We start from the raw sequence: 13,576 nt of genomic DNA on the forward strand, positions 1-13,576 counted from the left end.
GGATACGTGGCTTCGTCCCCGCCACCACCTGCCCTTCCGTCGGCGGGCAACTCATCAGCAGTACGGGCGTGTTGGCCTCGACCAGGCGGCGCAGCAACGGGTCGGACATCATCGCCCGGCCGGAGCCGTTCGCACTGCGGGCGACGACGATGTGCAGTCCGACCTCGTCGGCCTGGGCCAGGAACTCGTGGAGCGGGGCGAACGGATCGCCGCCCGACAGGCCCCCCGTGGAGACCAGCTCGTGGTCGTCGACGAGGAGGAACAGCCGGGGCCCGCTCCACCAGTCGCGCAGTCTGAGCCGGGCGGGGGCGATGTCGGGCCCCGGGACCCGCTCCCTCATCGCCCGCGCCACCCCGTCGACCATCTGCCCCAGCAGTCCGGCGCCGGTGGCGTAGCCCAGGAGGTGGGAGTCGGGGACGGCCTCGGCGAGACCACGCCGGTAGTCGACGAGGACGATCCGCGCCTCGTCGGGGGTGTACCGGGCGCGGATGCCGTCGGCGACGTGGGCGAGCAGGTTGGACTTGCCGGTCTCGACGTCACCGACGACCAGCAGGTGCGGGTGCTCCTCGAAATCGTGGTGGAAGACGTCGAGCCGCTGGTCCTCCAGACCGAGCGGGACCCGCAGGTCGCCGTCGGCGGCCGGCAGTCCGTCCGCGGGGAGGTTCATCGGGAGCATCCGCACGGGAGGCGCCGGAGGGCCGTCCCACTCGGCGGCGACCTGCCGGACGAGCGCGGCGACGCCGTCGGCGACGGTCTCCGCGCGCGGGTCGCCGTCCGTACGGGGCAGCGCGGTGAGGTAGTGCATGCGGTCGGCGGTGAGACCGCGGCCCGGGACGGCCGGGACGGTCGCCGCCACCCGCATGTTGACCATCGAGTCGACGGGGTCGCCCAGGCGCAGCTCGAAGCGGGTGCCGAGCTGGTCGCGGAGGGCCGCGGAGATCTCCATCCAACGGCCGGAGGCGACGATCAGGTGCACCCCGAAGTTGAGGCCCCGCGAGGCGATCAGGTTGAAAGCCGGGGCGAGGTCCATGAAGTCCTGCCGGATGGTGTTCCAGCCGTCCACGACGAGGAAGACGTCGCCGTGCGCCTCGTCCGGGAACTCGCCCTCGGCGCGTCGGCGCCGGAAGTCGGCCATGGACTCCACGCCCCGCTCGGCGAAGAGCAGTTCGCGGTGCGTGATGACATGGCCGACCTCGGCGATGGTACGGGCCATCCGTTCCGGGTCGAGGCGCCCGGTGACGCCGCCGACGTGCGGCAGCCCGGCGAGCGAGGTGAGCGTCCCGCCGCCGAAGTCCAGGCAGTAGAACTGGACGTCGCGCGGGGTGTGGGTGAGGGCGAGCGCGGTGATCAGGGTGCGCACCAGGGTCGACTTGCCGGACTGGGGTCCGCCCGCGATGCCGACGTGGCCGCCCGCGCCGGAGAGGTCGGCGACCAGTTCGTCACGGCGCTGGTCGAAGGGGCGGTCGATGACACCGACGGGGACGGTGAGGAACTTCCCGCCGGGCATGCCGGGCGGGGGCAGCAGGAGGTCGAGCGTCGGGGACTCGTCCAGCGGCGCCAGCCACACCTGGTGGGCGGGCGGACCCGAGCGCTCCAGCTTGTCGACGGCCACGGTGAGCAGGCTGGGGCCGGAGGTGTTCCCCTCCTCTTCCTCCGCCGGGTCCGGTTCGGTCTCCGAGGTGGCGTCGGGCAGCGCCCGGGGCGCCACCCAGCCCGCCTCGAACGGCACCACCTGGCCGGCGACCACCGCCTGCCGGATCGCGGGACGTACCACCCGGTACCGGCCGGAGACGTAGGCGGCCTTGAACCGGGTGAGAGCGCCGACGTCGTTCTTCAGCAGTCCGCTGCCCGGCTGCGGGGGCAGCTCGTAGGCGTCCGGGACACCGAGCACGCCCCGGCTCTCCATCGCCGAGAAGGTGCGCAGCGCGATCCGGTAGGACAGATGGCTCTCCAGCTGGCTGATGCGGCCCTCGTCCAGGCGCTGCGAGGCCAGCAGCACATGCACGGAGAGCGAGCGGCCGAGCCGTCCGATCATCACGAAGAGGTCGAGGAAGTCGCGGTGCGCGGCGAGCAGCTCGCTGAACTCGTCGACGACGACGAACAGGGTGGGCAGCGGGTCGAGGGCGGCGCCGTTCGCCCGCGCCTCCTCGTACTCGCGGACGGAGGCGTAGTTCCCGGCCTTGCGCAGCACCTCCTGGCGGCGGACCAGCTCGCCGTGCAGGGCGTCCTTCATCCGTTCGACCAGCGCGGCCTCGTCGGCCAGGTTGGTGATGACGGCCGAGGTGTGCGGCAGCCGGTCCAGACCGAGGAAGGTGGCGCCGCCCTTGAAGTCGGTGAGGACGAAGTTCAGCGTCTCGGAGGAGTGGGTGAGCGCCAGCGCGAGCACCAGGGTGCGCAGCAGCTCCGACTTGCCGGAACCGGTGGCGCCGATCAGCATGCCGTGCGGGCCCATGCCGCCCTGTGCCGATTCCTTGAGGTCGAGATCGATGTGGGAGCCGTCCGCTCCGATGCCGATCGGGACCCGCAGCCGCTCCGCGGCACTGCGCGGACGGTGCAGACCGGCCGGATCGGCGGCGTGCAGATCACGGATGCCGAGCAGATCCGTCAGCTCCATGTTCTCCTGGAGCGGGCGCTCGGCCCGCGCCGCGGCGCCCAGCCGGTAGGGGGCGAGGACGGTGGCGAGGGCGCGGGACGCGTGAGGTCCCAGGGCGTCGGGCCGGCCCAGGTCCGTCTCGGTGGGCTTGCCGTCCGGGGCGGTGGACAGCAGCGCCAGCGCGTCCGGTCCCACCCTCAGGCGCAGCGTGCCGCGGGCGGGGCAGGCACCGTCCATGGTGCCGCGGACGTCGACGACGACGGTGTTGCGGTAGCCGGACTCGGTGAGCCGGGCCCCGGGCGGTACGGACGTGGTGTCCAGGACGACGACGGTGAACGGTTCGTCACGGCTCGGCTCCGCTCCGGGCTCGAACGGCGGCCGGCCCGCGAACTCCTCGCCGAGCAGCGGCTCCAGCTCGGAGACCGTCTCGGCCACCAGCCGGGCGGAGCCCACCCCGTCGACATCGGACTGGTGCTGCACGTGCGGCAGCCACTTGGCCCACGACCAGGACGGCAGCGCCTCGCCGTCCGCCACCACGGCGATCACCAGGTCCTCCGGGGCGTGCGCCACCGCGAGCTGGCCGACCAGCGCCCGGGCCGCGGCCCGGGAGACCTCGCGGTGCTCCTCCTTCGCGGTGAGGAGCACCCGCGCGAACGACCGCAGCCGGATGGCGACCGGCTGGTCGCCGACCGTCGAATAGGTGTGGATGAAGCGGCGCAGCGCGTGCGCGGAGAGCGGCTCCAGGTCCTCGACCGGCTTGGTGGCAAGCGGCGAGAGGGTCAGCGCGAGCTGCTGCTCACCGGTGCCGATCCGCGCCTCCCCGAAGTCGTCGTGGGTGGCGCGCCGTTCCCACAGCCGCCCGGTGCGGGCGACCGACCACAACGCCTGGGGGAGCGGGTGACGCCATTCCTGGGCAAGCCGCTGCTGCTCGACGACCTTGCGGATACGGCGCCGACTGGTCGTCAGGTACCGCAGGTAGTCCCGGCGCTCGGCGCGCAACGCGCGCTTGCGGTCCCCGGCCGCCCGGAGGAACTGGGCGACCAGCATGCCGACGGCCGAGGCCCCCATCATGCCGATCGCCACCCACATCAACACGCCGTTGCCCTGCCCCGGGCGGATGAAGACGAGCACCATGCCGAGCGAGCTCAACGCCATCGGCAGGTAGGTGACGATGCCGCCCATGGCGCCCTGGGGCTCCGGCAGGGAGGGCGGCTCCTGCAGCGTCAGTTCGCCGTCGGGCATGGCCGGGCCAACCCGGCGCGGAGGCCGCCGAAAGGTGACGGTGCTCAAACCGGCTCCCCGGATCGATGTGTCGGCGATTCGATATCGGCGTTCTAGGGCGCCGATTGCCGTGCGGTCGGACGACCGTACAGTCACAACGATCTTCACGATAATGTGCAGCCGATCCCGGGTCGAATCCCGATCGGAAAAAAATGGCGGGAGTGAATCGCGCACCGTGAGCGACAAGACCGCCGGGCTCTGCCGAATAACCATCAGGAGTCCGGAAAAAACCTTCGAACTGGGCATACCCGTCGATGTCCCTCTCGCGGATCTGTTGCCGGTCCTCGTCGAGTACGCGGGCGGCGACCTCGACGAACAGGGCCTGGACCACGGCGGCTGGAGTCTGCAGCGGCTCGGCGCGGCCCCGCTCGACGAGGAGCGCACCCCGGCCGCCCTGGAGCTGCGGGACGGCGAGACGCTCTACCTGCGGGCCCGCCACGAGTCCCTGCCCGAGGTCGTCTACGACGACCTCGTCGACGGCATCGGCGAGTCGCTGCGCGCGCGTTCCGACACCTGGCGGCCCGAGCTGACCCGCCGCCTGCTCCTCGGGTTCACCGTGGTGGCACTGGCCGTCGGGCTGATCACCGTCCTGCTGCCGGGCCAGGCCGTCTGGCGTGCCGCAGCCGCCGCCGTCTTCGCGTCGCTGCTGGTGGCGGGCGCTCTGGCCGCCTCCCGGGCGGTCGGCGACGCGGGAGCCGGGGCCGTGCTCGGCGTGCTGGCCGTGCCCTATCTCGCCGTCGCGGGCGCACTCGTCCCGGTCGCCGGGTACGGCGAGGACATGCTCGGCCCCCGGCTGCTGGCCGGGGGCGCCGCGGGCGCGGGCGCGGCGATCGTCGCCCTGGCCGCGGTCGGCGCCTTCGCACCGCTGTTCCTGGGGGCGTTCACGGTGGCGGTGTTCACCGTGGCGGCCGGCGCGGTCGCCCTGGCCGGGATGTCGATCGCGCAGGTCGCGGGGTGGCTGGCGGTCACGACCGTGCTCGCGGGCGGGTTCGTGCCCAGCCTGTGCTTCCGGCTCGCCGGGATGCGGATGCCGCCCCTGCCGTCCAACGCGGGTGAACTCCAGGAGGGCATCGAGCCGTTCCCCGCCCAGCAGGTGCGCGAACGTGCCGAACTGGCCGACCGGTACCTGACCGGGATGTACACCGCCCTCGGGCTGGTGGCCGCCGCCTGCGAGACGGCGCTGCTGACCGCCGGGGACGGCTGGACGCCCCCGCTGCTCGCCGTGGTGCTGAGCACGCTGCTGTTGCTGCACGTCAGGGTGGTCGGTGCGGTGTGGCACCGACTCGCGATGGCGGTCCCCGGGGCGTACGGCATCGCCCTGGCGGCCGTGGTGCGCGCGACGGACCTGGGGCTGCCGGAGCGGCTGGAGGTCGCCGTCGCCGTCGCCGTCCTCGCCGCGGTCACCGCGATCGCCGCGTGGACGGTGCCGGGCCGGCGCCTCGTACCCTACTGGGGCCGGTTCGCCGACATCCTGCACACCCTCTGCGCGCTGATGCTGCTGCCGCTCGCGGTGCTGCTCGCCGGGGTGTTCGGCGCCCTGCGCGGAATCCGGGGGTGACGCGCTGATGGTGGTGCAGTCGCGCAAGGACCAGGTGCAGGCGCACCTCTACGTGATGGGCAGGCTGGCCAGCGGCCTGTTGAGGGACGACCCCGACTCGCCGGATACACCGACCGCGCGGACCTGGCGCGGCCTGCGGTGGGGCGCGCTCCTGGTGGTGCTGGCCTGCGTGGTGACGGTGCTGTACGGGCTGATCAGACCGGGCGGCGGGACGTCCTGGCGGACACCGGGCGCACTGGTCGTGGTGAAGGACACCGGCGCCCGCTACCTGAACGTCGGCGGGACGCTCCACCCGGTGCTCAACGAGGCGTCCGCACGGCTGGTGGCCGGGAACCGGATGACCGTGGAACAGGCCGTGGCGCAGTCGCTCGAGGACGCGCCGCGCGGCGCCCCCATCGGGATCGTGGGCGCCCCGGACGGCTTGCCGGCCGCGCCCGGCCCCGCGACGTGGGCGGTGTGCGCCGGAGTACGGCCGGCCGACGCGGCGGGTGGTACGAGGCCGCTCACCAGCGTGGTCGTGGCGGGGCCGAAGGAAGCCGGGGACGGGCTCGGCTCCGACCGCGGCGTGCTGGTGACGGCACCGGGGGAGGGGCGGCAACTGGTGTGGAACGGGCGCCGGTTCCCGGTCGACACCACGCACGGGACGGTGGCGGCGCTGGGCTGGGCGGGCGTGACGCCCGTACCGGTGAGCGCGTCGTTCCTGACGGCGCTGGACGCCGGACCGGGGCTGGCCCCGCCGGTGATCGCCGGGCGGGGCCGCCCCGGCCCGGAGCTCGCCGGCGGTGCCACACGCGTCGGGCAGCTGTTCTCGGCCGGGGGCCAGCACTACGTGCTGCGCACGGACGGGCTGGCGCCGCTGACCGGGCTGGCCAGGCGCCTGCTGCTCGGCGATCCGCGCACCCAGGACCAGGCGTACGACGGTCGTTCCGTGGTGGAACGGCCCATCGGCCCCGCGGACCTGGCGGCCCATCAGGCCCCCGCGTCGGCGTCGCAGCAGCTGGCGGCCGGGCTGCCCGACTCGGTGCCGGAGGTGGCGACGGTGGACCCGGCGCAGGAGCAGGTCTGCGCCCGGGTGGCGCCGTCCGCCGAGGGGCACACGACGACGGTGGCCCTGGTCCCGGCGGCCGAGGTGCCCGGCTCGGCGCCCACCGCCCAGCCGGGGGTGACGGCGCCGTGCGTCCCGGTGGACCGGACGTGGGTGCGCCCGGGAACCGGCACACTGGTCCGGGCCCGTTCGTCGGCCGGTACGGGCGACTCCCTGTACCTGGTGACGGAGTCGGGCGTCTCCTATCCGGTCACCGCCGCGGGGCTGAAGCAACTCGGATATCCGGCGGGCGCGGCCGTCGACGTGCCGGACCGACTGCTGAACCTTCTTCCGAGCGGTCCCGTACTGGACCCGTCCGCGGTGTCGAAGGGCGAAAAGACGGACGCGGACACCGAAAGCGGACGCGGATGCCAAAAGCGGGGAGGAGGTTCCCCGGAAAGCACCACGAATCGGTGAACAATGCGGCGCCGGAATGTAAAGAAGAGGCAGAGGGCGAGGAACTCCCCTCCGCGACTACCGACAAGTGATCATCGAACAGTTAATCTCACTGGTGCACGTGGTGTTGGGGTGAGCTCCGTGGCGGCTGAGTCATGCCTCCCCCCGTACACACCGGGTTCCGACTCAGAGGGAGGCAGCGGTGTCCGAGCTCGTCAAGGACGCGGAAGCGGCGCGGAAGGCAGTCACCGCGCTGGACACGCACTACGGGTTCATGAAGCAGGCCGGCGGGGTGGCCGAGGGCATCAGGTCCAACGTCGAGGCGAACTACTACACGGACTCCGGCTCCGCGGAGATCTTCCGGCAGAAGTTCGTGGCATGGCAGCAGGGTTACACCGAGGCGATGCGCTCCGTCGACGATGTCTGGAACAAGCTGAACCAGCAGCAGCAGGTGCTCGACGCCGGTGAGGAAGCCGCCCTCCAGCACGCCAAGAGCGGGTTCGACAGCAGCGCGGTCTCGGACGGCATCCTCGACGTCCTCAACCGCAACTGAGCAGGTTCCTGGACCGCAGCTGATCCGGCCACATCCGTCGTACGGGAGAGGGGCACGCAGTGTCCGGCAACATCAAGATCAATTGGAATGGCCTCGCCGATGCCACCAACGACATGCAGCAGCTCACGGCGAACATGCGCAACGCGCTGGAGGAGCTGATCGTGGGCGTGCAGGACCTCGCCAGGAACGCCAAGGGTGACAGCGCCAACACCTGGATCGAGGTCCAGACGCAGCTCAACGCCGCGATCAGCAGGATGGACGAGGCGTTCAACCAGGGCCACCAGACCTTGAACAACATGGGCAGCACCCATCAGGAGCACGACGGCCAGGGTGCCAAGGTCATGGCGAGCTGACGGGGGTGAGTCGTGGCTGAGGACGGCGGCACCGCCACCTACAAGATCTCGTCGGAGTACCTGCAGAACTTCGCACGGAACGAGATCAACACCCAGTTCCTCGGGGAGCTCGACGGCAACTCGTACGTCAACAAGCTGCGTGGCTACGGCGGCCAGGGCGGCGCCGGTGAGTACGACAACCTGCTCGCGGGCAACACGTCCTCGTCGATCACCTCGGCGAAGACCCTGCAGGAGGACTTCAGGAACTTCGCCACGGACATGGTGAAGCTCCTGGAGGAGCTGAAGGGCGGGATGCTGAGGCTCTCCGACAACCTGATCAGCGTCGATCAGATCACCCAGCAGGGCGAGCAGGACGCCAGCGACATCGCTCTGCAGTCGATGATGGACGACCTCAAGGGTCCGCTGGCCATGTTCAGCGGCGGTGGCAGCGGCACCACGCAGCCGACCACCGGGCAGTCGCCGCCCCTCGGCAACTGATCACTGGGCGATACGGCGATACGGCGACACGGCGGCTGGGCAGGGCCAGGAGGGGAAAGGCAGGATGGCGAGCACGAACTGGGAGACGGCCCTCAGCCTCTTCTCCGACCGGGAGGGCATTCCGGTCAGCCGGATGGAGGTCGTCAAGCAGCAGTGGGTGGCCAACTCCTACGTGAACCCTCACAAGGTCGAGAGGGACATCGTGGGCGCCGGCGCGCCCGGGGGATTCGAGTTCGGCTGGTACAAGAAGTGGTACGAACCCGGGCAGATCGTCTACAACTACCAGGTCGGGTTCAACATCAGTCCCGACCTGAAGGACCCACTGCCCCAGGACAAGCCGCTCCACCAATGGCACTTCGGGGCCAGGGACCTCCTGGCCCAGGCGCTGTCCGAGTCCGGCAACTCCGTCTTCGCCCTGCTCAGCTTCGACGACGCCAGCAACACGGTCAAAGGTGTCCAGCAGTTCCTGGACGCCTGCTTCCAGAAGCTCAAGGGCTGGGCCGAGAAGATCGACGTTCCCGAGTCCGAGATGCAGGGCACCGCGGCGGGGCAGTTCCGCAGCATGCTCATCGGCGTCGCGAACCAGTTCGCCGGTCTGCACACGCAGATGATCAACCCGAGTGACTTCTCCACGGAGATCGACGACGCCCGGACCACGGCGATGGAGCGGTTGCAGAACCTGTACCACGTGATGTTCGCGTACGGCACGGAACACAACGCCTGGCCCGCCCAGATCCTGAGCGACCTGTTCCACGAGGAGTTCGCCGAGGGCGCCTACACGTTCAACGACGGCTGGCTGACGACGAAGACGCTCGGCGACCCGAACACGCCGGGATTCTGGGCGGCGTTCGAGGCGAAGGCCAAGCTGCGTTGGCTCGACCAGGTCGGCGCCAGCCTCGACGGGCCCGCCTCCACCGCCGCGAACGCGATCAACGAGGCCTACTCCAAGGCCGCCACGGCCATCCGCCCCCTCTACAAGCCGACCTGGAACGCTCCCGCCGGCACCGGCCAGGGTGGCCCTGACCTGGCCGACGGCAAGAATCCGACGGCCGACGCCATCGCCACACTGCTCAACGGGCTGAAGAACCCCCAGGGCGGCCCGGGCGACCCGACGAAGAAGGCCCTCGGCACCGACGGGATCGGCGACGGGAACCAGCTCCCGGGCGGCGACAGCGAGGGGAAGTTCAGCGGCGGTGGCGAGTCCTTCGAGCAGAACGGCTCCGGAGGCGAGGGCACCGGCACGGCGCTGGAGAACCAGCTGAAGAACCTGAACACCGAAGGCCCGGGAGTCTTCGACACCAAGGGCATCACCGGCGGCGGGAGCACGAACACCGGCAACACCGGCCTCGGGAACATCAGCACCGGCAGCGGCACCGACGAGGACGCCACCGGCCCGGGGGTGTTCGGTTCCGGCGGTGGCCTGTCGCACCTCCCGCCCGGCTCCACGGTCAACAAGAACGGCACCGTCACCGGTCCGGACGGCAAGACGCTCAAGAACCCCGACGGCTCGGTCTACAAGGCCCCGCCCGGCGCCTTCCAGCAACAGCAGCAACAGCAGAAGCAGCAGGAGATGCTGCGCCGCGAGGCCGAGGCGCAGCAGAAGGCGTACCAGGAACGGCTCAAGCAGCAGGAAGAGGCACAGCGGCGCGCCGAGCAGCAGCGGCGCGACAACGAGAAGACGCTGGCACGTCTCCGTGAGACCTCCCGGCTGACCAGCGAGCACCCCACTCCCCGTGGCAACGGCGAGGGCGGTACGCAGCAGGGCAAGGGCGTGTTCAAGGTCCGCAACCCCGACGGGACGCACTCCGAGTACGCGTTCGGCAAGAACGGCAAGGGCCCCGTCGGTGCCGAACCACCGGCCGGCCGGGTCCGGACCGCATCGGCCGAGCCCGGCGTCAGGGTCACCGAGGGGACCGGCAGCGGGCCGCGCACCTCGTCCTCTCCGCCGATGATGCCGCCGCCCGGCGCGGGCGGCGGGGCCCCGGCGGGGCAGGAGCAGCACCGGGAGCGGAAGAGCTACCTGGACGAGGACGAGGAGACGTGGGGCACCCAGGAGTGCACCTCGACGGGAGTGATCGGCTGATGGCGGAGCAGAACGACAGCGGCGTCCGGGGCGACGGCTCCGCGCCGCGCCCCCGTTCCGCGCGCGAGCAGTTCGAGTCGATCCTCGGCTCGACGCTCCAGGAACAGTTCGACGAGATGCAGCAGCAGGTCCGCGAGCACACCGAGAAGCTCGCGTCCGTCCAGCGCGAACTGGCCGCCCGCACGTCCACCGTGCGTTCCAAGGACCGCGCCATCAGCGTCACCGTCGGCGCCCAGGGCGATGTCCGGGAGATCAAGTTCCACAACGAGGACTACCGCCGGATGGACCCGGCGCGCCTCGGCAAGGCGCTGGTGGAACTGATCGGCAGGGCGCAGACCGAGAGCGCCGAGGCCGCGCGCGAGGCGTTCGAGCCGCTGCGCGGCAGGGGCGCCGAGATGCGCCGGTCGATGCTGGCCGGCTCGCCCGTCGAGGAACTCCTCGCCCCGATCCGGGAGATGACGAGGAACCTCGGGCAGACTCCGCCGCCCCGGGGAGGCGGGAACGATGCCTGACGGCAACGAGCTGAAGGCCGGCGACGCCACCTGGCAGGGGTTCGCCGGCTACGAGGACCTCGGCAGTGCCCTGGCCGGGGGGCACGCCAACCTCGACGCCGTCAACGACCTCAACACGCGCGGCGGCGGTGACGGCGAGGACGAGTCGTCGAAGCAGTACCTGGAGCAGATCGGGGTGGGCATGCCGCCGCTCACCGACACCCTGAAGATGCTGGACCTCCTGATCACCCAGCTTGGTCAGAACGGCCAGGACGTGAAGAAGATCTTCGGCGACGCCGAGGACCAGGCCGCGTTGCTGGCCAAGCACTGGAAGGCGGCCGGAGGGGAACAGTGACGCGCACCACCACGCGGCGGCGCCCGTGCTGACCCCGTCCCCCGAGGCACAGACGCTGCTCATGGTCTTCTCGGGCGAGAAGTGGCCGTCCATCAACGAGGACCTGCTGCGGGAGGCCGCCGACCACTACGACGCGCTGGTCGGCAACTTCGAGGACCTGCAGACCTACCTCGTCAGTGCCACGAACCACATCAAGGAGAACTTCTCCGGCAAGGCCGCCGAGGAGTTCGCCAAGTACGCCGACTACCTGGCGAGCGGCGGCGAGAAGTCGATCCTGACCGGCTGTGCCGCTCAGGCCGAGAACCTCGCCAGGATCGCCCGGGACACCGCCACCCAGGCGGAGTACGCGAAGTGGATGATCCTCGGCCAGGTCATCCAGCTGATGGCCGAGCTGGCGTTCCTGGCCGCGGTGTGGTGGATACCCGGAGTCAACGCGGCCGCCGAAGCCTCGGCGGCCGCCGCGGAGGTCGCGCTCAAGGTCGTCGCCCAGTCCGTCATCAAGGCGCTGATCGAGAGCATCCTGATCCACACCGCCATCAGCGTCACGATGGGCGCGGCGATGGACGTGGCCGTCCAGCTGATCCAGATGAAGCAGGGCAACCGCGGCGACTGGGACTGGGACGCGACGAAGAGCGCGCTCGGATTCGGTGCCGTGCAAGGCGTGTTCGGCGGTGTCTTCAGCCTGGCCGGCGGCGCGCTCGGCAAGCAGATCGGCAAGCTCGTCGGCAGTGACGCGGCCAAGTGGCTGGGCACGCAGATCGGCAGTCACCTCGACACGCTGGCCGGGAAGACCGGCGCGAACAAGGGGCTGGCGCACACGCTCGGCAACATCCTCGGCGGGGCCGACGGGGAACTGGCGAAGAACCTCAACAAGAGCACCGGAAAGCTGGTCTCCGACGGCTTCGTCGACAAGGTCGGCAACGCCTTCGCCAAGCACGGGTTCAACGGGCTGTCGGGGGACGCGGCGCGGAACGTCGGCACGACCTGGGCGAGCTCCCTCAACAAGCACTGGTCGACGGCGGCGTCCGTGGACCAGGTGTCCGAGAAGATCGCCAAGGACCTGGCGAAGAGCGTGGGCGGCCAGGTCGACGCGGCGGCCCTGAAGACGTTGTCGCACACCATCACCGGGGACGTGGCGAAGTCCCTCAGCTCGAAGACGATGTCCGAGACGCTGACCAGGACGCAGAAGTTCGGTTACGCGGCGGGCCTGTACGGGACGTCGGCACTGGTCGAGGCGGGTGCCCAGAACCTGGCCGAGGGCACGTACAACCTGATGACCCAGGGAGAGTTCACCACCAGCTGGCAGACCTTCGTCTCGGGTGTCGTGCCGACCGCGTTCGGCCATGCGATACGGCACACGATCGTGCACCCCCTCCTCGCCCAGTCGGACTCGCCGATCGCCGGTTTCCTCAAGGACGTCCACTCGAAATTCGACACCCTGGACACGATGCCGGGTGAGTACGGGCCGAAGATCACGCCGAACGACTCCTCGGCGCCGCTCGGACGGGGCATGGATGCCACCCCGGCCGTGCAGCCGGCCGGGGGAGCCGGTGCCGGGCCGGAGCCGGAGCCGCCGGCGCCCACGGCGACCACGATGCCGCCGACGTCCACGGACTCCGCGAGCCCGACGAACTCCATGGACTCCTTGGACTCCACGGGCCCGACGAACTCCGCGGGCTCCACGGATTCCGCGAACTCCCCGGAGCAGGCGGCGCCCCCGACGCCTTCGCCGATAGTGACGCAGACGCAGACGCAGACGCAGACGCAGACGACGCCCCAGGTACAGGCGCAGGTCACGCCCCCCTCGCAGACGCCGGCCACGTCCCAGGCCCAGCCGCAGACGACTCCCCAGCCGCAGACCCAGCCGGCGTCCCGGACGCCCGCACCGCCCGTGTCCGGGAACGGGCCGGGCACGCCGCCCGTGCAGAAGTCCTTCGCCCCTCGGCCCACGGAATCGAGTACGCCCCTTCCCGGCCCCTCCACGGGGATGCCCCATTTCAGCGCCCAGACTCCCGCGGGACCGACTGCGCACCAGGGCTCCGGCACGCCGGCCGAGCCCGTCATCACCATGACGACGAGCTCACCCACGCCCGCCTCGGCATCCGAGTCCGTGCCGGAGACGGCCTCCCACGACATCGAGCTGACGGAACTCGGCGGCTCGGCCCCGGCCGGCAACAGCGATGCCGACGCCCACGCCCACGACACCACCACCACCGCCAACGACACCACCACCACCACCGCCAACGTCAACGAGAACGACGACAACGCCGCCGACGAGAACACCGACGGCTCCCAGCCGAACACCACGACGGCGCGGACGCGTGTCCCCGACTTCCTCAAGGACGTCTCCGC

General features: G+C 71.1%; 9 protein-coding genes and 1 pseudogene. 9 read left to right on the top strand and 1 reads right to left on the bottom strand.

Going from position 1 to position 13,576, the window contains the following annotated elements; all coding sequences use genetic code 11:
- Positions 1-3,835, bottom strand: a 3,835-nt coding sequence (gene eccCa, locus KUM32_RS35825) for a type VII secretion protein EccCa (RefSeq protein ID WP_254406624.1), incomplete at its 3' end; no start/stop codon positions are given.
- A gap of 214 nt (positions 3,836-4,049) precedes the next feature.
- Here eccCa and eccD point away from each other — a divergent pair.
- The 9 genes and pseudogenes from eccD to KUM32_RS35870 all read left to right on the top strand — a co-directional run.
- Positions 4,050-5,432: a type VII secretion integral membrane protein EccD gene (eccD, locus tag KUM32_RS35830; protein WP_308408808.1), complete on the top strand. Its 1,383-nt coding sequence runs from the start codon at positions 4,050-4,052 to the stop codon at positions 5,430-5,432.
- A gap of 7 nt (positions 5,433-5,439) precedes the next feature.
- Positions 5,440-6,933 carry a type VII secretion protein EccB gene (gene eccB, locus KUM32_RS35835; protein ID WP_217146093.1) on the top strand — a complete coding sequence of 498 codons (1,494 nt, stop codon included), beginning with the start codon at positions 5,440-5,442 and terminating at the stop codon, positions 6,931-6,933.
- A gap of 181 nt (positions 6,934-7,114) precedes the next feature.
- Complete coding sequence (locus tag KUM32_RS35840; protein ID WP_217146094.1) at positions 7,115-7,465, top strand: hypothetical protein; 351 nt, start codon at positions 7,115-7,117, stop codon at positions 7,463-7,465.
- A gap of 113 nt (positions 7,466-7,578) precedes the next feature.
- Entirely contained in the window at positions 7,579-7,818 is a 240-nt protein-coding gene (locus KUM32_RS35845; RefSeq protein WP_217146095.1) for a hypothetical protein, read from the top strand.
- A gap of 12 nt (positions 7,819-7,830) precedes the next feature.
- Positions 7,831-8,295 (top strand): hypothetical protein, encoded by a 465-nt coding sequence (locus tag KUM32_RS35850; protein ID WP_217146096.1) that lies wholly within the window; start codon positions 7,831-7,833, stop codon positions 8,293-8,295.
- A gap of 64 nt (positions 8,296-8,359) precedes the next feature.
- Positions 8,360-10,378 (top strand): hypothetical protein, encoded by a 2,019-nt coding sequence (locus KUM32_RS35855; protein WP_217146097.1) that lies wholly within the window; start codon positions 8,360-8,362, stop codon positions 10,376-10,378.
- A complete protein-coding gene (locus KUM32_RS35860; protein ID WP_217146098.1) occupies positions 10,378-10,890 on the top strand; it encodes a YbaB/EbfC family nucleoid-associated protein in 513 nt (170 codons plus the stop codon). The genes KUM32_RS35855 and KUM32_RS35860 overlap by 1 nt, the downstream gene beginning before the upstream one ends.
- A complete protein-coding gene (locus tag KUM32_RS35865) occupies positions 10,883-11,224 on the top strand; it encodes a hypothetical protein (protein WP_217146099.1) in 342 nt (113 codons plus the stop codon). The genes KUM32_RS35860 and KUM32_RS35865 overlap by 8 nt, the downstream gene beginning before the upstream one ends.
- A gap of 25 nt (positions 11,225-11,249) precedes the next feature.
- A pseudogene (locus KUM32_RS35870) lies at positions 11,250-13,576 on the top strand (hypothetical protein); the annotation flags it as partial.

It is taken from the genome of Streptomyces sp. AC627_RSS907, assembly GCF_019049165.1.